Source organism: Paraburkholderia tuberum STM678, from assembly GCF_902833905.1.
Taxonomy (GTDB): Bacteria; Pseudomonadota; Gammaproteobacteria; order Burkholderiales; family Burkholderiaceae; genus Paraburkholderia; species Paraburkholderia tuberum.
In genome coordinates, this window is sequence record NZ_CADFGP010000047.1 from 1 (window position 1) to 19,962 (window position 19,962).

At 58.5% G+C, this 19,962-nt stretch carries 14 protein-coding genes and 3 pseudogenes; 10 read left to right on the top strand and 7 right to left on the bottom strand.

The genetic code is table 11. From position 1 onward, the window contains the following. Nucleotides 1-625: 625 nt before the first annotated feature. Nucleotides 626-1,135: pseudogene (locus HWY30_RS30625) on the bottom strand (ATP-binding protein); the annotation flags it as partial. Next, a complete protein-coding gene (gene istA / locus HWY30_RS30630; protein WP_090812079.1) occupies nucleotides 1,132-2,106 on the bottom strand; it encodes an IS21 family transposase in 975 nt (324 codons plus the stop codon). The pseudogene HWY30_RS30625 and the gene istA, both read right to left, overlap by 4 nt. Between istA and HWY30_RS30635 the strand changes: the two genes are divergently transcribed. From HWY30_RS30635 to HWY30_RS30660, 6 genes and pseudogenes are all read left to right on the top strand, one after another. Further along, complete coding sequence (locus HWY30_RS30635; protein ID WP_090812077.1) at nucleotides 2,097-2,363, top strand: hypothetical protein; 267 nt, start codon at nucleotides 2,097-2,099, stop codon at nucleotides 2,361-2,363. The genes istA and HWY30_RS30635 overlap by 10 nt on opposite strands. 1,445 nt (nucleotides 2,364-3,808) lie before the next feature. Next, nucleotides 3,809-4,453: a hypothetical protein gene (locus HWY30_RS30640; protein ID WP_090812076.1), complete on the top strand. Its 645-nt coding sequence runs from the start codon at nucleotides 3,809-3,811 to the stop codon at nucleotides 4,451-4,453. 22 nt (nucleotides 4,454-4,475) lie between these two features. After that, complete coding sequence (locus HWY30_RS30645) at nucleotides 4,476-5,279, top strand: hypothetical protein (RefSeq protein WP_090812074.1); 804 nt, start codon at nucleotides 4,476-4,478, stop codon at nucleotides 5,277-5,279. After that, nucleotides 5,276-5,920: a hypothetical protein gene (locus HWY30_RS30650; RefSeq protein WP_090812072.1), complete on the top strand. Its 645-nt coding sequence runs from the start codon at nucleotides 5,276-5,278 to the stop codon at nucleotides 5,918-5,920. Before HWY30_RS30645 ends, HWY30_RS30650 begins: the two co-directional genes overlap by 4 nt. A 518-nt stretch (nucleotides 5,921-6,438) precedes the next feature. Further along, nucleotides 6,439-6,756, top strand: a pseudogene (locus HWY30_RS30655) (sigma factor-like helix-turn-helix DNA-binding protein); the annotation flags it as partial. A 632-nt stretch (nucleotides 6,757-7,388) separates the two neighbouring features. Beyond that, entirely contained in the window at nucleotides 7,389-7,646 is a 258-nt protein-coding gene (locus HWY30_RS30660) for a hypothetical protein (protein ID WP_090812068.1), read from the top strand. A gap of 877 nt (nucleotides 7,647-8,523) precedes the next feature. Here the strand turns inward: HWY30_RS30660 and HWY30_RS42540 are convergent. Then, entirely contained in the window at nucleotides 8,524-8,652 is a 129-nt protein-coding gene (locus HWY30_RS42540) for a hypothetical protein (RefSeq protein ID WP_279613313.1), read from the bottom strand. 457 nt (nucleotides 8,653-9,109) lie between these two features. Between HWY30_RS42540 and HWY30_RS30665 the strand changes: the two genes are divergently transcribed. Continuing rightward, a complete protein-coding gene (locus HWY30_RS30665; protein WP_090812066.1) occupies nucleotides 9,110-11,194 on the top strand; it encodes an AAA family ATPase in 2,085 nt (694 codons plus the stop codon). A gap of 54 nt (nucleotides 11,195-11,248) precedes the next feature. On the opposite strand, the gene HWY30_RS30670 is transcribed toward HWY30_RS30665, so the two are convergent. Then, nucleotides 11,249-12,459 (bottom strand): IS3 family transposase gene (locus HWY30_RS30670; protein WP_090812064.1). Its coding sequence is split into 2 segments (ribosomal slippage): nucleotides 11,249-12,153 and nucleotides 12,153-12,459, totalling 1,212 coding nucleotides; the frame shifts between segments, so codons are not numbered across the junction. Between the two features lie 36 nt (nucleotides 12,460-12,495). Between HWY30_RS30670 and HWY30_RS30675 the strand changes: the two are divergent. After that, nucleotides 12,496-12,786: pseudogene (locus HWY30_RS30675) on the top strand (transposase); the annotation flags it as partial. Between the two features lie 1,058 nt (nucleotides 12,787-13,844). On the opposite strand, the gene HWY30_RS30680 reads toward HWY30_RS30675, so the two are convergent. The 3 genes from HWY30_RS30680 to HWY30_RS30690 form a co-directional block, all read right to left on the bottom strand. Then, entirely contained in the window at nucleotides 13,845-14,183 is a 339-nt protein-coding gene (locus HWY30_RS30680) for a type II toxin-antitoxin system RelE/ParE family toxin (RefSeq protein ID WP_090812062.1), read from the bottom strand. Next, the gene (locus tag HWY30_RS30685) at nucleotides 14,180-14,446 is read right to left on the bottom strand and encodes a YlcI/YnfO family protein (protein ID WP_090812055.1); all 267 of its coding nucleotides are present in this window, start codon (nucleotides 14,444-14,446) and stop codon (nucleotides 14,180-14,182) included. Before HWY30_RS30685 ends, HWY30_RS30680 begins: the two co-directional genes overlap by 4 nt. A gap of 325 nt (nucleotides 14,447-14,771) precedes the next feature. Next, a complete protein-coding gene (locus tag HWY30_RS30690; RefSeq protein ID WP_090812579.1) occupies nucleotides 14,772-16,190 on the bottom strand; it encodes a replication initiation protein in 1,419 nt (472 codons plus the stop codon). A 664-nt stretch (nucleotides 16,191-16,854) separates the two neighbouring features. Between HWY30_RS30690 and HWY30_RS30695 the strand changes: the two genes are divergently transcribed. Continuing rightward, on the top strand, nucleotides 16,855-18,066 hold the full coding sequence (locus tag HWY30_RS30695; RefSeq protein ID WP_090812060.1) for a ParA family protein: 1,212 nt from the start codon (nucleotides 16,855-16,857) through the stop codon (nucleotides 18,064-18,066). Further along, nucleotides 18,063-19,043 (top strand): ParB/RepB/Spo0J family partition protein, encoded by a 981-nt coding sequence (locus HWY30_RS30700; RefSeq protein WP_090812059.1) that lies wholly within the window; start codon nucleotides 18,063-18,065, stop codon nucleotides 19,041-19,043. Before HWY30_RS30695 ends, HWY30_RS30700 begins: the two co-directional genes overlap by 4 nt. Nucleotides 19,044-19,962: the final 919 nt, after the last annotated feature.

Sequence of the window (19,962 nt, forward strand, 5' to 3'; positions counted from 1 at the left end):
TGCTAACACATTGAATACCAGGCCCCGGAAAACACTCGGCTGGAAGACGCCTGCGGAGGCCTTGGACGAATACCTAAAATCTGTTCAATAATCTAGTGTTGCAACGACCGGTTGAATCCGCCCAGTCCACGCAGATCAATAAGGTGCGAACGGTATTGCGAAACGAGTGGGTCGAATCGGCTTGGCTTTGCGACCGGAACGAAGAGGCCTCGATCGGTTAGGAAGCGTGTTGCCGCTCGCTGCGTGGCGCGGTACAACGTCTCATGCGACCAGGGTGCGAACCAGCGGGACAGCGCAGTCGAGGTAATCGGGAGGCTGGCGCCAGCCGCGACATGGTTATAGGTAAGAACCTCACGGAAACGGTGGACGTGACGCTTCGCACAAGTGCGCGTGTAGCCACGCTCGACGACCCACGCCGAAAAATTGCGGACTAGCGGTCCTTGCGGGCCGGCAGCATAGCGCCGCCAATCGCGGGGAAAGAGAAATTCCAGCATGTGAATCTCCCATTCAAGTGAACGGAAGAATCACAGTAGCTCGTTCCAGTTATGTGTAGTACTGCGGCCTCAAAGCCCGAGTGCACCGTGGCCGAGGCGGCCGACTGCACATAACGACGTGCTGCACATGGATCGATGACGAGCAGCCTCGGTCCTATCACCGCGCGATTGAAGAATTCCCGCAAGCGGTTCTGCTGCCGGGCGGCGGCCAGTTGCATCATCAGGTCGGCGGCGGTGATGAACCGCGTCTTGATGCCCGCCTGCGCCGCGCGGTACGCAAGCGAGGTCGCAATGTGTGTCTTGCCGACCCCGGATGGCCCGAGCAGCACGACATTCTCGGCCCGCTCAATGAACGCCAGACTCGCCAGCTCCTGAATCTGAGCACGCGGTGCGCCGCTGGCGAAGCTGAAGTCGTATTGCTCCAGCGTCTTGATGCCGGGCAGCGCCGCCAGCTTCGTTAGCACCTGACGCTTGCGCTGCTCGCGCGCATCGAGCTCCGCTTGCAGAAGCTGTTCAAGGAAATCGGCCATACTCGAATCGGTCGTCGCAGTGCGTTGTGCGAGCGGCGCCCAGTCGGTGGCGATGCAGTCCAGCTTCAGCTGTGCACACAGTCCGGCAATCCGTTCATGTTGCAGATTCATGCTGCGACCTCCAGCAACGCGTCGTATACCGCCAGCGGATGCTGCAGGCTCTCACGCGGCAGCACGCGACGGTTGTCCGGCACAGCAAGCGCAGGTGCTTGCGCCGGCAACGGCAGAAGCGCCGCCTGCTCGGCAGCAAGCCTCACTGCCGGCCGCTCGCCCGTCGTCGCATGACGGCGCGTGTTGGCAACCTCCGCCAGCCATCGACCGATATGCGCGTTGGCGGCCTCTACATCCAGCCTCAAGCCCGATGACCTGAGCGTCGCGGCAAGCGGCACAACGAAGCTCTCCTTCAGATAGCGGTTGAACCGTTCGACCTTGCCCTTGGTCTTGGCGCGATACGGGCGACACACCTTCGGCGTGAAGCCGTAAGTCTCAGCCAGCGCAAGCAGCTGTGGGTTCCAGCGATGCTCGCCTTCGCCGAATGCATCGCGCTCGATGACCACCGACTTCGCGTTGTCGAACAGCACATGCTCCGGCGTGCCGCCGAAGTAGACGAGCGCCTCACGTAGGCATTCGCACAGTGTCGCGGCATCCTCACGCGCGGTGAACCGAACGAAGCTCGCGCGGCTGTAACCCATCGTCGCGACCAGCGCGAGCAATGGCTCGCGTCCTCGCCGGATAACCGTGAAATCGGCTTGCATCTGCTTGCCGGGCGCGGTCTCGAAGCGCACCACTGGCTCGGCTTCAGAACGCTTGTGGGGCACCAGAAACGCCTTGAGCTGACTGATGCCACCTTCGTATCCCGCCTCCTGCAATTCGCGTAGCAGAACCGTTGCCGGAATCCAGTGCGGCCGCGCGGCGGCGACGCGCTCCAGCAGATAGTCCTTGAACGGGTCGAGCTTCGTTGCTCGCGGCTCACGCTGGCTATAACGGCTTGCCTGCTCGTTCCTCAGATAGCGTCGCACGGTGTTGCGCGATAAACCTGTTTTCCGCCGCGAATTACGACAAGTACTGCGCCTTGAAGCAATACGGTGCGCCGAAGAAAGAATACGCGCCCCTGCTCAACTCGATGACCGGGCTCATGATCGTTGAATTCCGCAAGTTTGCCGACGGTCAATTTCAGACCATGCCGTACGCCGGCAATCCCGTCCCGTGCGATGGCTGGTATCAGATCCTGCAACTCCCGTTTCCGCCCTTCAAGGTGATTCGGGCCGCGGCGCGCGTTCTTTGGCGCAGCGGGCGAGAATTTTCCAAACTTGGACATGCTGACCTCTGTTTTTGGTGAGCCGGGCACTCTCTCGTAGGTGTCACGGCAACAGTTAAAGCGAGATAGCTACTCGCCGTTGCCGAGGCAACGACACGCTTCTACCTCCTCGCTGCCTCTGTCCCTGTCTCGCATCAGGTTCAGCTTTCGCCGCCTCCGGAGAGATTGGCGCGGGCTCCAGCTTGCCCGTACAACGGTTGTGGACTTAGACCGTGAGTTCGGTGGGTCTTTAGAAGATGCGTTTCGGAGGGCCTGCTCTTAGTCCAGTTTCAGCCAATCCGCCCGGTCCTTACGGGTGCCGGGTTACCGAGCCTAAGCTCGGCGTGGACTCCTTTTGTAGCGGTGGAGACGAACCGACGCGCATCCCATTGCCGTGATGGCCTGGGTGAAGGTAGCGCGCGTACCTGGGTTCATGTGCCCTGCCCGTGTGCCGGGTAGGGGTAGCCCTCCGCCTGTCTGTCGCTTAGCGATGAGTCAGCGGCCCGTCGTGTGGACGGCAAAGGCTTCTTGGTGCGGGGATTTGATGTGCGAATCCGATTTTCCAAAAGTCTTCGGTAAGTTTCGGGTACCGCTCCGGAAGCCGCATCCGGTAAGGATTCCGCCTTACCTCAGTCTCGGATAGATCTCGGATCCGACTGAGTTTTTAAAAAAACGCCGTGAGGCGTTTGGCACTTCTGTTTTCATTGAGACCGTGACATTTCAACGATCTCTTGGGGTGCCCTCTCGCGAGAGTTCGGGCTGCCGCAGTGGCGGCTTGGCTGTTCCGTGCGGCCGGTGGAGGTGTCCAATCGACTCGCTGGGCAGAAGTTAAGCACATCGCATGAATGTGCGCAAGTGGTTGGTAGTCCTCGGAGACCCTTCGATCTGCAGGATCGGGGACGTTTCAACGAATCCAATCGATCGCAGAAGCCGTGAGAGAACCGACACTAGCCACCGGAACCGGCCTTATTGCTGTCTCCACTCAGTCGAATGGTGCGTGAAAAGATATGACTCTCACGGGTTTGCAGTCCCGCGGACCGCAGAAACTACTCGTTGTTCGCTACTGAGGCATTTTGCGGTAGTCCCTTAGGTAGTCTGCCCTAGTTTTAGGTAGCTTGAGGTACTCGTAGGGGTATGTTGAGGTAGTTTGCGGACGTTTGCTGCACTCATTGAGGTACGTTGACGTAGGTTGAGGTAGGGGTTGCTGTATTTAGCGGCATACTCAGGTAACGGTTGAGGTAGTGATTGAGGTACCCATTGCGGTACCGATTGAGGCACTGGTCGAGCCAGCGTGTGGGGGTTGAGCGTGCACGAGGAACTGGCGTGTGCCAGTAGCCCATGGCGTAGATGGGCGCAGACAAGGCGCGATCCCGGGGAGCGATCCGGTCCCCAAAGGCGATGCGAACGGAAGCGCGCCGAAGCCGCAGAGAGGCGATTGGATGTGTCAGCTCGTCGTGTCGCCGCTGGTATCGCTCGCGGCCACTTAAATGAAATTTGAGATCACAGTTATGTCTGAAAGTGCTGCGCTCGATCCTGAAGTGTTCTTGCGGAAGAAGGCTCCCAGATCAAAGCTGCAGGTCCACGAGGACCTCATCCGCGACTTGATAGCGAAGGGGTTCAGCGCGTACATGGTCTGGCGCTACCTCGTGGAGGTGCGCAATCTCAAGGTCTGTGAAAATACTGTCCGTACGTTCACGAAAAAGCTCCGAGTGGAACGGGCGAGCGGAGCACGGCAGCAGCAGGCTACAAGCAAGGACACCGAAAATTCGACGTTCCAGACCGACGCGGGCGGTCAGGAGGTTGCAACCCGTCCAATGGTGAGGGCCCAGCTAAAGGACGCAGCCTTCCTCGCAACCGATCCAACAATCGATAGCGCGACACAAGACTTGCTATCGAGATCCTTTGAACAGGACCCGAGTCCGGCGGCCGCAGCGAATGACGCCCCTGTTACCTCAACATTTCCCAGCAAAGACGAAACGTGGGGTTCGAAAATAAGCACACCCGAGTCCAGTGCGATTGCACCTGGGCCAGACGTTATAAAGAAGTTCGACCCTAACGACCGTAGATTTATCGAGGAAGAGTATGCCCTCAGGTGGGGCCGGCGGCCACGCACAAAGCCAGACACGCAGTAATTCAACGAAAAGGGAAAGAAAGATGAGTGAAGTCCAGCAGCGACCCAATGAGGTGACGGCTCAAGCCGTAGCAAAGACGTTAGCGGGCAAGATCGCGATCCTTGTTACAGGTCAGGTCGGAATGACCGGAAAAAGTACCGTCTCGGCGAACGTGTTGCACCCTCGCCTCGGCGGACGGCTTTTCTCGGTTGACTCAGTAAACCAGGATGCGAAGCAATATGGGGCCGAGGTCGAGGCCATATTTGCCGCCGATCTCCATGAGATGCGGGTCGAGATGTTGCGGACGAGTGAGCCGATCGTCGTGGACCTCGGCGCCTCTGACTTCACCACGTTTGTGCAGCAGATGGCCGCCGCGAATATGGCGCGGCCGTTCAACTATGTTGTTATCGTTACGGACACAAGTCGCCGTGGTCAGGAGGAAGCCATCGGCACGTACGAGACCCTTTGCAGACTCGGTATGCCCACGGACAGGTTCCGCTTCGTACTCAACAAGGCGACCATCGGCGCCCGTGATCGTGCGATTCATCAGCAGTTCCCTGTCCTTTTCGCATACAAGCGGGCGAATCCCAATTTCCCGCTCAACGAAAATTGCTACTTGCCGGATCACGGCCTGTTTCGCGCTCTTCATGAGAGTGGCCAGACCTTTAAGGAGGCCCTCAACGACAGGACTGGTTACGACCCGTTGATTACCACGGCCGACCTTGAGGGCGACGATGCTACTGCGATTACGCTGAGCCGTAAGGCCCTCGCCCAGGCGCTGGCAGCAAGCATGGAGGAGTACTTCGAGCACGCCTACAAGGAACTCGATATCCAGCCCAAACGATGATCCATAAATTTCCCCCAGTGGAATTATTCCCCGACGATGACCTGGCGCCCGTAACGGCCGAATCGATGCGCTACGTGTACCAGTTAAGGCGTGTCAATCGGGTCGTGATTGGCCTGCGGGAACTAGATGGCTCCTTGGGTGAAAAAATTGGCGTGGCGACCGGCCTGCTGGTGCCGGTCACCGCGAAACTCGCCGAAACCTACGAGGCGCTCGAAAAGAACACCACGGAACTTGCGGAACAACGTGCACGGCAAGAGGCCCTGATCGAGACCGTGAAGGCCCTTGAGGCACGCTTGCCCGATCCGAAGAGGGTACGCCATGAGATCCAGGGCGACCTTTGGCAAGTGATGGAACCGCAGGTTGTCCAACTCGTTGCGGACCTCGGGGTTGCGCTCGGTGCGCAGGCGCGTGAGGCTGGCGCCAGATTGGCGGAGGCATCTCAGAGGGGCTATATGGCGCCAGCGCAGCCGGAGGAAGGCTCGCCGCTATGGGATCGGCTACGCTATCGCAAGGAGCGGATCGCGTACCGGCTTAAGAACTTCGCGGCGGACTGGCTCGCGGTGACGCAGTTAGTTGGTGTTGCCGCTCTCACCGTTATCGCGTTTTGCCAGTTCGTCTTCATCACGCATCGCCCTCTCTGAGTGCGGAACCGGGCCCGACTACGCACCCTCACCGTTTTTCGCACCCCCTCGTTTTCCCCCTGTAGCCGGCCTGCTCTTCTCCTCGACAAGCTGGAAACGTGCGCGCAATTCAGCGGACTCCCAGTCTCAGACTGAGACAGCCACCCATTGAAAATTCAATGACTTACGGCGCGGTTTTGCGGCGAAAACGGGAATTCGGAGCGGGAACGACGTGGCTAACGGTATTTTCTGGTTCACTCGCCGACAGCAGTCCGAAATTTTTTTTGGGAAAACGCTCTTAAATTAACGCCCATTTGCACGATAACCGACCTTGAGCAGCGCGATTTGGGCCCCGTTGAATATTCCACGCCAAAGTGAACAGGAATTCGACGGCAAAAAGAACACGAATTCCACGGCAAAGTTAATGCCGATTCCCCGGCAAAAAGAACAGGGTTTCCACGCCATCGCGAACAGGAATTCGGGGTGGCGGCGACGCGGGTCAACGGTGGAACGATCGACGGTTTTGTCGGGAGTGCCGAATGGCAAATGTCAGGTTGACCATGCGCAAAATCAGGGAAGTGCTGCGGCTGCATTTCGAGTGCGACCGCAACCAGAGGGAGATCGCCGACGCGGTCGGCGCCTCGAAAACAACGGTGTGGCATTACCTGCGCCGCACGCGGCTGGCAGGGCTGGGCTGGCCGCTGCCAGCGGAACTGCTGACGGACGACGCGTCGCTCGAGGCGAGGCTGTATCCGCCGCCGGCGCGGCGCGAGCCAACGCGCGGCATGCCGGACTGGCCGACGGTGCATCGCGAGATCGGCAGGAAAGGCGTCACGCTTGATCTGCTGTGGCAGGAATAACCGCTTCATCCTGGAGTTCCGTGCCGCCCTACTTCGTCACGTCATTTCTGGGGAAGGCTGCGGGACCTGCGGACGGCATTTCTTGTCAGCGCCGAATTTTGATCCGATCTCCGTCATGGTCCGGGTCCGGGATCCGGACAATGCGGCACATGTTCAATGGCCGTTGATTCGATACCCATGCGGATTCGAATCAAAAAGGTCGGCGGCATATCGATGTGAATGACTCGGCAAGACAGAACAGGTCTTGCGTCTCAATCCTTGCTGTTGAGCAGCGACGTCTGTTCATCTAGCGAGCTTCCAGGCGACAGCAAAGGCAAGACCGCTGAACATATCGATCTCGTCACCCAATCGCGCCCCTGGGACCGATGCTCCCTGGAACTCGCGACTTGTTGGGGCAGACGTGCCGCCTGCCTCACGACTGCAAGTTCAGCACACAGGCGGTGCTGGCGGACGCGCCGCACTCGCCGCTCACCGATGTTGGTGTGTGAAGTTTGCATACACCTTGCCCTTGAACTGGCCGCAGCTAATATGGGGAGTCAACCGGCCGGCACCACGCCGCAAGCAGGTCTGTATCTCAGGTAAGACGTGCGAATCGAGTTCCGGGCGACATTCCTTTACAGGAGCCTGCAATGAAAAGACGAAAACAAAAGCATCCCACCCCGCACCCCGACGAGACATCGGAAGAGCTTCGCGCACGCCTGCGACGGATCGCCGACGCCACACGTGAACAGGCCATGCAGCCTGCAACCGTCCCGTTCCCCGAACACGTGACCGTACTCGCCGGACCGCTTCGCAAGGTCCGCAAGAAAACGACTGACGCACCTAGTCACTCCGGGCGCGACGGCAGTAGCGACCCGGGAATGGACGATCAGGAACAGCGGAAGTGAAAGACGCCCCTTCCAGTGCAGGCAAGACCTGAACTGCACGCGCAGAGGTCGCGATGGGACAAACGACGTCGAGCATGAGGCCTTCTTTTCCACCCGGCGATGATCGATCGCCGAGTCGAAAACCAATCACCCGAGTGTCGCTCGATCGCGTTAATCCCCCCCGGGCCCAATGCGGGGGCTCTAACTTCCATAAGCGAGCCGTGGTCGCTCACGTGCGAGCCCGGGGGTTGTGGCGCATTTCGCCCCGATAAACTAGGACGGAAGGGGCACGTTACGTACTGACCAGCGCACATGCAACGTGTGCGCTTTCTCCTGAAGGTAACCACATCCCATGGACGGCAACCTTGCCGTCGCACCGTTTCCATTTTCGTCTCCCGGGACGGAACCTCACGGCCTTTGTGACACGAGCTTGAGCGCCCCCATCGCGTGACGTCACCATCGCGACCCGCGGTTTGAACATCGACCAAACGGATGAGCACGCTTCATGCGGTTGCCCGTGGCGAACTCACTTGTGTATTCAGCCTGTCCCGCTATCACGTCTGGCCGGCGCTGTCGCTGACGTTCCGGCGTGACCATTCGTGCAACCGATCGGCTTCCCGGAGGCAATGCATGAAGAATTCGGTTGCTCCTCACTGATGGCGTGTTACGGAACCAGCCCCCTCTTCCTTTTACGCACTGCTGTATCCCGGGTCGTTCGCCCGGTGCGACTTGCGCTCCGAGAATCCCGTGAGAAGCTGAATCAGTCACCAACGCCAATCGTGGAATTGTGTGACGGGCCAACCGCCGCAGTCAGCGGGTACGGTTTCGCTCTCGCTGGACAGTGCAGGCGGCCCGAAGTGGGCGAACGCTGCGTTAACATTTAAATTTGGAGTGCACATCAATGAACAAAAAAAGCAGGCTCTGGAAAATCGCTGTCGATGAGGCGCGTGGCTTTTTTTTCGACGTCCTTGATCCCCTCATCAGGCTCGCCAAGTGGATACGCCGTCGCGACAGGAAGTAAGCGCACCGCAACTCCGAATCGATAGATAACGCCTTCCTGAGTCCATTAATGAAAATTCGCCGGTTTACTTTCAAACCAAATGGGAGCTCCGTGACTCGCATCTCGAGCCGACGGATGACGATCTACATACCCGACGAGGTCCCCATCGAAGTTATCCAGCTTTGGCTCGCCCGCCTGACGGTTCCCCTGAAAGGGCGGCTGTCAACGCTGCGCCACGTGCACAGGCGTGAAACCCGAAGAAAGCGCGCTCCGGTTTGCCGATTGAAACGGCGCCGCATCCGGCGCAGGCGCGTCCACGTGCGGGTACGCTTCTGGCGACACGAGGCCGCCCGTTAAACGTGACCCGTGGCGTTTCCGCTGCTCGCAGTCGACTTGCATCGCGAGAGACGGGGCACACACTGCAATGGAATGACCCCGGACGGCAAACTTCGTGTCGCCCGGAACTCTTCTCCTGGAATTTGTCATGAAAAACTTATATTTAGTATTACCGATCGTTGGCCGTGCCACAATTGTTTTCCTGTGTTTCGCTTTCCTGAGTCACGAATGGCGCACACTGTTTCAGCATGGTTCCGTCCACATCCCTGCCGCTGCGGTTGCAACGCTGGTTGCGGCATCGCTGGTCTGGCTTCCGAACCAGAACGTGCGCGGCTGGACCTGGATCGCGTTCATCGTACTTGCGAACGGCATGATGCTCGTGGCCCTTACATTCACGGCCTGGAGTATTGCTGCCATTGCAGCCATTGCTGCGGCATCCTTCAAGCTCTGGCGCCTGCATCAGCGTCGGACTCCTGCCAGGATGATTGTCGACGGCACGCGCGTCATCATCCCGCTGGAGATGAAAATCACCCCACAGTGCGTGCCGGTGGTAGCACACGAAAAGCGGGCATCAGAGGCACGCTCCACGCAGGCGGCTCCTGCAAAAGAAGTACCTCCAGCGCGAGAGTTACCGGTTATGCCTGCTCCTGCGCCACAGCCGGCGCCCATGCAGAAGCCTCGTGCGGAGCCGGCTCAGCAGGTGACTACGCCCACCTGGGATTTCAGTGAGAACGTGCGCAAACCGCGGCACAACTTCTCCGCTCTCGTTGGCATGCAGGATACGAAATCGCGCCTGTTCCGTACGGCTCAAGAAATCCTTGAAGGCACTTCAAAAAAACGCAAGAACGGCATCCTGCTATACGGCGAAGCGGGCAACGGCAAGACGCTGCTGGCAGAAGGATTGGCGGGCCAGCTCAACGTTCCCTTTCTTTCCATCAGCTATGGCGATACCGCGTCGAAATGGGTCAACGAAACGCCTGCAAAGGTCAAGGCAGTTTTCATTGAGGCACGCCGGATCGGGAGTTGTCTACTCTTCATCGACGAGATCGACTCCTTCATCAAGCCGCGCGATGGCAACGTGCATAGCATGGACCGCGATCTGACCAATGTGATGCTCACCGAGATCGTCGGATTGCGCGGCTCGAAGGTGATCCTCGTCGCAGCAACAAACTTCCTCGATCATTTGGACGGATCAGGCACACGCGAGGGGAGGTTCGACTATAAGATCGAGATTCCGGCGCCGGACCTCGCCGCCCGCATTTCGCTTCTCTGGCGCTCAATCACTGAGGAACTGGGTGACGGATTTGCACAGCGCGAGCCGGTGTCCGCGCTCGCCCGGCGGTGGGAAGGATTCAGTGCCGCTAGGCTCACCGCACTGGGAGGTCAATTGCGCGAGATGCATCGCGACGCGAAATTCACGGGGCCGGTGACGTTCGAGATCGGCATGAAAGCGATGCGTCTGCTCCAGGGGCGCAAGGGGCATCTGCCAGAGGGAGTCAAAGATATTTGCGAAATCATCATGCCCGATACATCCTGCGGTGCGCTACGCAATCTGGCTTACCGCATGAGGGAAACTGAAAATCTTGAGAAGCTCGGCTCGACACTTCCGCGCGGCGTCCTGTTTGTTGGTCGTCCCGGCACCGGTAAATCACACGCCGCAATGGCCTTAGCCAAATCTAGTAACTTCGCATTCCTTAATATAACTGGTGCAGACATCATTTCGGACCCAAGGTCATGGGACAGGTTGTATCGCGAAGCGTGCGATATCCGTCCATGTGTGATCTTTATCGATGAGGTGGATGGAATCCTGCAGGATCGTCGATATACCAGTCATGGAATGTTGACCGAAAAAATCCTCGTCACGCTCGATGGCGCTGCCAGCGGTATGCCCGATGTGATTTTCATCGGTGCAACAAACTATGGAGAGCGAATTGACCCGGCCGCGTTGCGTAGCGGCCGCTTCGAGGAAAAGATCCTGTTCGATGTTCCAACAAACGAGGCGATGGCTGCTTACGTACGAGCGATTCTCGCCGGCAAACTGAATGGTGCGTGGAAAGTGGAGCCCGGAGCCGTTGTACAGATGATCAGGCTGCTGGCTGGCCGGACTATCGCCGACGCCGACGCGCTCGTACGCAAGGCAATCACACTCGCAGCGCTTCGGCGCATGCGCGAGCGTACCGCGGATTTTCGCGTCGCAGACGTGGTACAGGGTGCGCAAGCAATATTCGCATAGATACTATGGAGGGGCTGCGGAAGTGGATTTGCCCCTGTACCTCCAGACACCGCCTCACACTTGAGTTGATGAATCGGTCCTGCGCCTGAACTCGCGTGGCGAGCGGTACTTCAGCGCGCTATGAGGGTGCTGCTCGTTGTAATGCTCGAACGCGACGGCGAGATTGCGCGCTGCGGTTGCGGCATCTGGCTTCGGCATGAAGGCGACATAGTCACGCTTCATCGTTTTCACGAAGCTTTCTGCCATGCCGTTACTTTGCGGGCTGCACACCGGTGTGGTCAACGGTTTCAAACCAATGTCAGACGCAAAGGTCCTGGTTTTCTCCGCCGTGTAGCCTGAGCCGTTGTCCGTCAGCCATTCAATTTCAGCCGGTGCCTTCGGGACGTTGCCAAAGCGCTTCTCGACGGCTGCTAGCATGACGTCACGCACCACGTCGCCACTGTGGCCACCAGTTGTCGCCACCCAGCTCATCGCTTCACGGTCACAGCAATCCAGAGCGAACGTGACACGCAGCGGCTCACCATTGTCGCAACGAAACTCAAAGCCGTCCGAGCACCAGCGCTGGTTGCTTTTCGCCACCGCGACCTTGCCATCATGCCGGCGCTGCGGTCGTGGAGGGAGCGCTTTGCGCTGTAGCAGGAGGCCGTGAACGCGCATTACCCGGTACACCCGTTTGGCATTGACGGGGGCCGCGCTCTGGTTCTCCCGCTGCCGACGCAACATACCCCAGACCCGGCGATAACCATAGCTCGGCAGGTCAGTGATGGTCAGCCGTATTTCTTCGAGCAGCCCGGCATCGTCCATCTTCCTGGCGCTGCGTCCATCCTGCCAGTCGGCTGGACGTGCAAGCCTTGCCGCCACGTTTGAGCGCGCTACACTGAGAACGTCGCAGACCTGCTTCACTGCTCGTCCCCCGGCAATGAGGGTGAGCGCGCAATCCATTTTCGCGACTGCGCCACCTCCACCGCATCACGGAGAATCTCGTTCTCCATTGTCTTTTTGCCGAGCAGTCGCTGGAGTTCCCTGATTTGCTTCAGCGCATCGCTCAGCTCCGACGCTGGTACGACTTCCTCGCCGGCACTGACAGCCGACAGGCTGCCATCCTGATACAGCTTGCGCCAGTGAAACAGCTGTTTCGGATTCACGCCGTGCTGGCGTGCAACCATCGAGACCGACTTGCCCGGCTCGAAACTCTCTCTCACCATCGCCAGCTTCTCTTCCGCTGACCACCGCCGCCGGCGTTCCGGTCCCGTCAACACTTCCATCACTTCTTGTTTGTTGTTAGTCAAAAACACAGTCGTATGCCTACCCGCTATTTTAAGTGGGAAACTGTGTCCGGCGATTCAGGGGGCCGCTCCACATACCCAACGGATGTGTCGGACGAAGAATGGTACTTCGCCGCTCCGTACCTGACCTTGATGAACAAGGACGCACCGCAACGCCGTTACGAACTGCGCGAGATGTTCAACGCGCTGCGCTGGATCGTACGCGCGGGTGCACCATGGCGTTTGTTGCCAAATGACTTTCCGCCCTGGAAACTGGTCTACCAGCAGACGCAACGCTGGATTCAGGCCGGCTGTTTCGAGGCTATCTGTCCGGCGCGCTCGTGCACAACACAGCACACGTCGAGGGGCGTAGACGCATTAGGGTCTCCTTTTCGAAGCTGGACGGCCCGTGTCGGATGCGACACGCTGAGGCGTGCTTTCCAGCGAACACACGCGGGAAAAGGCAAGCGATCAATCACCGTTCGCCGTTTCCCTCAGGTCTTCGTTGGTTCGCGCAGCCGTAACTGCAGCAATCGACAGAGAATCTATGTGTCTTATTTTCCGTAGTTCATTCGCGCCCCATCTCGGCTCTGCGGGCTAGGCGCTACCCGAAATGCCACGATCATTGAGCGCTACCTGGTTGCGCAATCGGACGATGTCAAAAATGGCGGATTGTTCGGGTAGCGAAGTACTTCACCTAGATGCCCGCCACGAGGCGGCGAGTACTTGCAGTGATTCGTCGGGCGCGGCCGATTAGCTCCACTCGCAGGTGAGCGGAGGGCTTATTTGATTTCTAAAGGGGCGCCGATACGCTGAACGGACAGACTCTATTCGCAAAATTGCAATACACCACACCGACCGCGCAGTTCAAGCACGAGGTTTGAGTAAAGCACGTTTGAGCCTAAGGGTTCGTGTACACGGAGCCTTGGATGCTCCAAGCTCGATGCGGAACGCAGTACATCGCACGATAATAATCCCGCGGCCGTCTCGCGAACATCGACCTACCTGTTGCGGAAACTAAGATGCCCAACTTTCATGATTGAGCATTTTGACACGTGCCCTATACGATCCGAAATCCACCACGAGCGAAGATTGACTCGCGGAGATGGGGTGTGTGGGCCTAAGGTGCATGCCGAGTGAACGGCTGCTGCGAGCTACCATAGTAGTGGGCGGCGACAATTATTTCGTCACGCTGGACTTAACAGTTGACGCTCTACATAGTAGGTTGAAAACGCGCAACGGCCCAAATGCCTAGCTTGCTGGGCCTAGGAGAGCGTGCAAAATCTGGGGAGGCCGATTCCCGTCAGGCGAATCGCCAGATGGCAGGGTTCCCGCGTATCCGTCCAGCGAAGTCATAGCTCCGCTGTCATTTTGGACCCTTTCGCCTAGTGGTAGTCGTCTTCGCGCTGGTGGCGAACGGCGAGGATCGTAACGTACCGGCTCGCTTCGGCCTGGTCCTCGCCGACGCCGGCATCTGCCGTCCCTTCGATCTCGAACAACGCAACATAGCCGGAGCCGCCAAACGATATGACGAGCTCACGCAAAAACGGATTGGCCTCGTCGACCTTGCGGCATGTGAACGGGAAATCACGAAGCAGTTCGGCAGCCTTGTCGATCGCCTCCAGCGCGCGTACCGCGGCATTCTCGTCACGTTCCAACAAAAACGCATAAAGTCTCTTAAGGTCGTCTCGAGCGTCACGCGTGTATCGGACCCGAAAATTCACTGTGCCTTCCTCTTGGCCTTCAACATAAGCGCAAGCTCGGCATGTACGTGGTCAGCGTCGTAGTACTCGTTATCGCGTCGCGCCTGCTCGCGCGAGGCAAGGCCACGCGCTACGAACTCCCGCTGCAGTCGTCGACGTGCCACGCCTTCGCGCAACGCTGCTTCCATGAATGCAGAAAGCGATTCGTTTTCGTGAAGAACATCTTCGGCGGCCTGACGCAGTTCGGGATCAACGCGCAGCGGCGGGATGGTGGCGGTTTTCATTTGCCTCTCCGGTATCGCAATTGCGATACATCATAGCACTTTGTCATCGGCGCCGGCCAATCCGTCAGATCGGCGGCCGAGGTGACTCTAGCCTAGACGGACCGTCAGCGGACCTCGTCCGTCCGACGACAATGTTCACGCGGCGACAAAGGGTACGTCTCGAGCCTCCCCAGATTTTGCACGCTCTCAGGCCTAGTGCCGAATTACTGCCGAACGCTCGGATGAAGCGCAACATGGTAGCGAGGCACAAATTCTGGTAGCCGGGTTGCCGGCGGCTCGACGGGGCGAAACTCCGAAGCTGCTACCTGATGGAGGAAGAGCGTGGCTATCGGGCGGATGCCAGCCGGCTCGCTGCCATGGCTTTCCTCATCTTAACGAAGACATGGGAACCAAAAGCGTCGGCGACCACTCGATTCACCGTCAGAATGTTATCGGGAGTGAGGGTTTCGCGAGCGACTCCCACGCGGGTCATGAGCCGCTGCTGAAGCAGTTGGCTAATGAAAGACTGGAACAGCTCCTTGCGCACTGGGCCCTCGGCAGCTTCGAAGAATTCGCGGCCAGCCAGAATTTCTTCATTTCGCTTTGCGGTGGCTTGGTCAGCCTGAGCTTGGAGCGTGGCCTTCAGCGTCGCTTCCGTCGCGTCCCGGGTGCGAGCTTCGGCGCGATCTGCCTCTCGCTGCCTGGTCTGGATCGCGATCATTTGCCGGTCCGCTTCGCCGATCCGGTAATTGCCTTGGAGTGCCTTAAACAAGTACCCCTTCGGGCTGCTCGTGATCTTGCCCCGGATGAGCTGGTGCCGGGTGTACTCGAGTGCCTGCTCGAGGCGCTCGTTCGTCCATGTATGCCGGTTGGCTGCCAGCCGTTCAAAATCCGGCGGGTCGAATGCAAAGTCGTTGAGAAGCAGGAGGTATGTGTCGTCCGAGATACCAGCGCGCGCGGCGTCAGCGCCCTGCTTCTTGCGAAAGCGGAACCGAATCCGCAGCTTGTCGGCCGAAACGCGTTCGGCGTTTGGCTCCCAGCTAACGTCAAAATCGGATTCGGTGTTCAGCTGTTCGATGGCGGGCGCCAAGAAGTGTTTCTTGAACTCTTTCAGATCCTTGCGCGACTCCCCCACTTTCCCGGGCCACTCCAGTACGTCTTCGTAGGCGAACCACTCTGTTACCCCGTTACCTTCGCACGGGATAAGCCGGTCGTAGATCGCGCGCGCAAGGGAAAGCGTGAGCTTGGCCGCGGCGCGGAGGCTTAACCAGTGTGCTTTATACGGGCTGATGAGATACCGGATCACACGTCCTGATAGCAGGATGCAAACAACGTTGCGTTCGATATAGCAGTCACCCAGCAGGCCAATGGTCCCCCAAGAATCTTTTTCCGTCAGTTCCTCGATGGACGGCGCCGTCATAATTTCCATGCGGGCTTGGGCCGCCGCCCGCATCTGCGCGACGAGATGACTGTGATTGCGGCTGTCATACTTCATCAGGAATTTGAAGAAGTTGATGTCCGCGGAGAAGGTGTAGACCTTATCGTCGACCAGGTCCTCGGGCGCTTTGCTGGCCACGATGTAGTACGCGGCATCGAGCACGCGCCGAGCAGCGATGCCAAGGCCTCGTACGCGTGTGAAGATGTTGTTGCGCAGAAAACCAATGTCCTGGTCTGCGCGATGTATCGGCGTGTCTTTGCCGGACATGTCGTCGTAGATGTCCAAGGCAAGCTGATACGGGGTAGCAGGAAGGATCTGATTTTCCATTCGTTGGACCGACCAAGACTCCCGGCACTGTATCAGCCGGTTGACGCCTGTCAACACAAAAACCGCCCCCTGTCTGCAAAGGCAATCCACCATAAAAACGCCCACCTAACCGCAGCCGACCCAGCACAATAACCAACCCAGTCGCCCAATTTCCACCCCGGGGGCCCCAACTAGCAGCTGATGCGTCCCAATTTCCGTCCACTCGCGCACAAAAACCGTCCCCGGGCGCCCAATAACCGTCCCTGACCACACGGAATTTTGTTGAAATAAAAGGATTTTTTGATCACTGTATGTGAGTTTGTGAGTTTATGTTTACAAAAACCAGACAAACAGAGCGCAGAAATCAGGAAAAGCGGCGCTTCCTTCCGTCGCCACACCGTTTAACTTATTGAAAGGATGGAGTTTTTAGGGCCATGCGGATTGCGCACAAAAACAGTCCTTGGGGCGGTTTTTGTGCGCAATCCGCTGCCTTTACATTTGAGGGATCCATTCCCACTCGTTCGTCGCTCAAATCATCGATCGCCAGCGCTGCGAGTAAAACAACAGAAATCAAATACTTAGAGGGTTTTCTGACTTGAAAGCTAGAATTTGCGATTAACACATCCTTGTTTACGCGGAATCGTGTATTCTGCGCTTCGTGGTCAAAACCAAGGAGAAGCGCAGAATGGATGCCGTAGCCACCCTACCGTTGGAAAGCAGGAAAGTAACGCTTCGTGAAGTAGCAGATTTCGCTAATAACCTCGAGCCCTTCACGGACAATCTTCGGGAACAGATCCTAGCGCCGCGGCCGCGCAAGGTCGCGCCTATTTATACGATTAGTGAGCTGGCCGAGATGTGCAGTTTGTCCCGGCAGCAGATTCAGTATCTGGTAACGAAGGACGATTCAGGGCTTCCCGCGGGAACCCTCAATGGAACCGGCCGCAGTCGGACCTTCACCTTGGCTGAAGTGCGCACCTGGGTCAGGATGGCGTCGGATATTTACCAGACGGCTGTGGGGGAGGCAGATGGAACCTTCCGTGGAAAAGTGCTTACGACGGCGCAGCTTAAGGGGGGATCTGCAAAGACGACCACCACCGTGTGTCTAGCCCAAGCCTTGACGCTGCTAGGTCGAAAGGTCCTGCTGATTGACCTTGACCCGCAGGCGTCTGCGTCTGAGCTGTGCGGTCTCTATGCTGAAAAGGAAATCACCGGCGACGACACGGTCCTGCCGTACATCTACGACCAAAAAGTGGAGGGTGGCCTTGGTGCCAAAGTCCAGTCGACGTACTGGGATGGACTCGACATCATTCCGGGGCACACGTTTCTATATGGCGCGGAATTCCTTCTTCCGGCGCGCCAGAAGACGATTCAGGGTTATCGGTTCTGGTCGGTATTGCGCCAAGGGCTTGAACCGCTGCGGTCGCAGTATGACTACGTCTTGATTGACACGTCGCCATCGTTGTCCTACATGAATCTGAATGCGCTGCTCGCTGCCGACGCGCTGGTGATGCCCATGATTCCCGAGAACCTGGACTTCATCAGCTCCTTGGCATTCTGGCGTCTGTTTTCGGACGTGGCTGAAGACTTCCTGCCCTATGAAGAGGACAAGGTCTACGAGTTCATCTCCATACTGTTGTCAAAGGTGGACTACGGGAAAACATCGTCGGCGCCGGTGGTGCGGCAATGGGCGCAGACAGCCTACGGTCGCTGGCTTGACCCGTTTGAAATTCCGGCCAGCTCGGTGATGAGCGGCGGCGCCCTGTCGTTCTCGACCGCGCTCGATGTCGTCAGCTCGCATTCGACCGCGAAGTCACTTCAGCGCGTCAAGCAGCCGATGGTGCAATACGCGAAATGGCTCGACGACATGTTCGTCAAGACCTGGAAGGAGGCAGCATGAGCGGCAACATTCGCGAGCAGTTGATGGCCAAGACGGCCAACCTGCCCACACCGGGGGACTTCAAGGGCGAGAAGAAGGAAAAGGACCGGAGCGCGCGTGTCTCCCAAACGATGCCGGGTATTACTGCGTCCTTGGCGGCCGCCCAACTGCGGGTTCAGGAGCTCGAGAGACAGGGCGTCGAGTCGGAGATCGCGCTTGGCGCCATTGTTCCAAATCCGTGGCAGCCTCGGCGGCAGTTCAATGAGGACAAGCTAGCAGAACTGGCGCGCTCAATTGCCGAGGCGGGTCTGCTGCAGGCGGTGGTCGTCCGCAGGGCCGGCGATACGTTTGAGCTGGTGGCTGGCGAGCGCCGCTGGCGTGCGCACAAGCTGATCAACAAGGAAGCCATTCGCGCGGTGGTCATCGAGTGCACGGACGAGGACATGGCCGCGCTGGCGCTGATGGAAAACGTCACGCGCGACGATCTGTCAGACTACGAAATTGCGATCGCCGTTCGTCGTGCCGAATCGGAGTTTCCGAATCGGACTCGGCTAGCCAAGGTGATAGGGATATCGCGCAGTGACCTGTATCGGTTCCTGTCGTTCGACGACCTGCCCGACTTCGTAAAGAAAGACCTTGATCTGAAGCCTTCGGTCCTGAGTGCCGCCACTGCCCACGAGATTGCTCTCGCGGTGAAGAAAGGTGGTGAGGCCGCGATCAAGGCATTGGAGGAGCTCTGGCCTGGAGTGGTCTCCGGTGAGCTGGTTCAGACCAAAGTCGCCGCGGCAATAAGCGCGGCGGTCATCCGGGGCGCCCCCACAGCGGATGCCGGAGATCGGAGTATCCTGAAAATCTTCGCGGGGAAGGTTCAAGCCGGTAGCATCACCAAAGATGTCAAAGGTCTGACGTTCAAATTCAAAGCAGGCGTCGTGACCGAAGAGCAGGAGCACGAACTCAGGGAGTACATCGGAAAGATGTTCTCGATACGCCCCGAGTGAATGACCATCGGACCCGCCTTCCCAGCGGGTTTTTTGTTCGCGGCCGGTGCGTGCCGGGAGTGCCCCGTTAAGAGTGTCCAGATCTGGACAACTTCTGACCGCGACGATTCACTGAATAGCTTGAACGTCCCTGCACGCCTCCTGGAGGTATGCGCCGACAAATAGGTTTCGAAGCCCCTCCGGAGGCCACTCTCTCGGATGTGCGACTACTCCGAGGCTTTTGGTGACCGCTCGTAACTTTCCAGAGAGGATTTCGTCGACGCCAGAACAACCGTCTTGTGGCTGTCCAGATGTGGACACCGTCAAACGGGAAGCCCAAGCGGAAATGACGCGTGGCCTTAAGACGTGACGCGCGGCGCCTCCCTGGCAGAGCGGACGCGAGGAACATGTATCGTCACGGATTTACCGGTCGGTCGGACCGCGATCATGTAGACCGGCTTGCTTGAGCACGCAGGCCTGTCTTGTCGTCCCCAAGACTAAATCACGCAAAAAGTGTCCACATCTGGACACCCTGCGGCCGCGATAGGTAGACCGTGGTGACGCGGGCCGAGAACAGCAGAGCAAAACCTCGTTTGTCTGGATAGTGCGCGCTGCGGTTAGCCCCGGCCAAGTTTAGGGCGGATCGTGAACAGCGGAATTCCAATGGTGGCCTTGGGGAGTTGGGAGACGCCGCCCGCGAACAAGATGCAATCGCGGACGTACGGCAGATCTTCGATGCCGTGGAGTAGGGTGAGCGCCCCACGCTGGCCTCCAGCGTCAATCTCGGCGTGCGAGTCCTCTCAGGAAGCCACGGCAGGCTACATTCGCAAACATTGCGATGAGCACCGTCAGCGCCAGTCTACCGAGCGCCACCGCTGTGTAGTCGAACCGGGTCCTGGTAATGGGCGTACCTCGCCCTCAAGGATGCGCTGGAGCACCA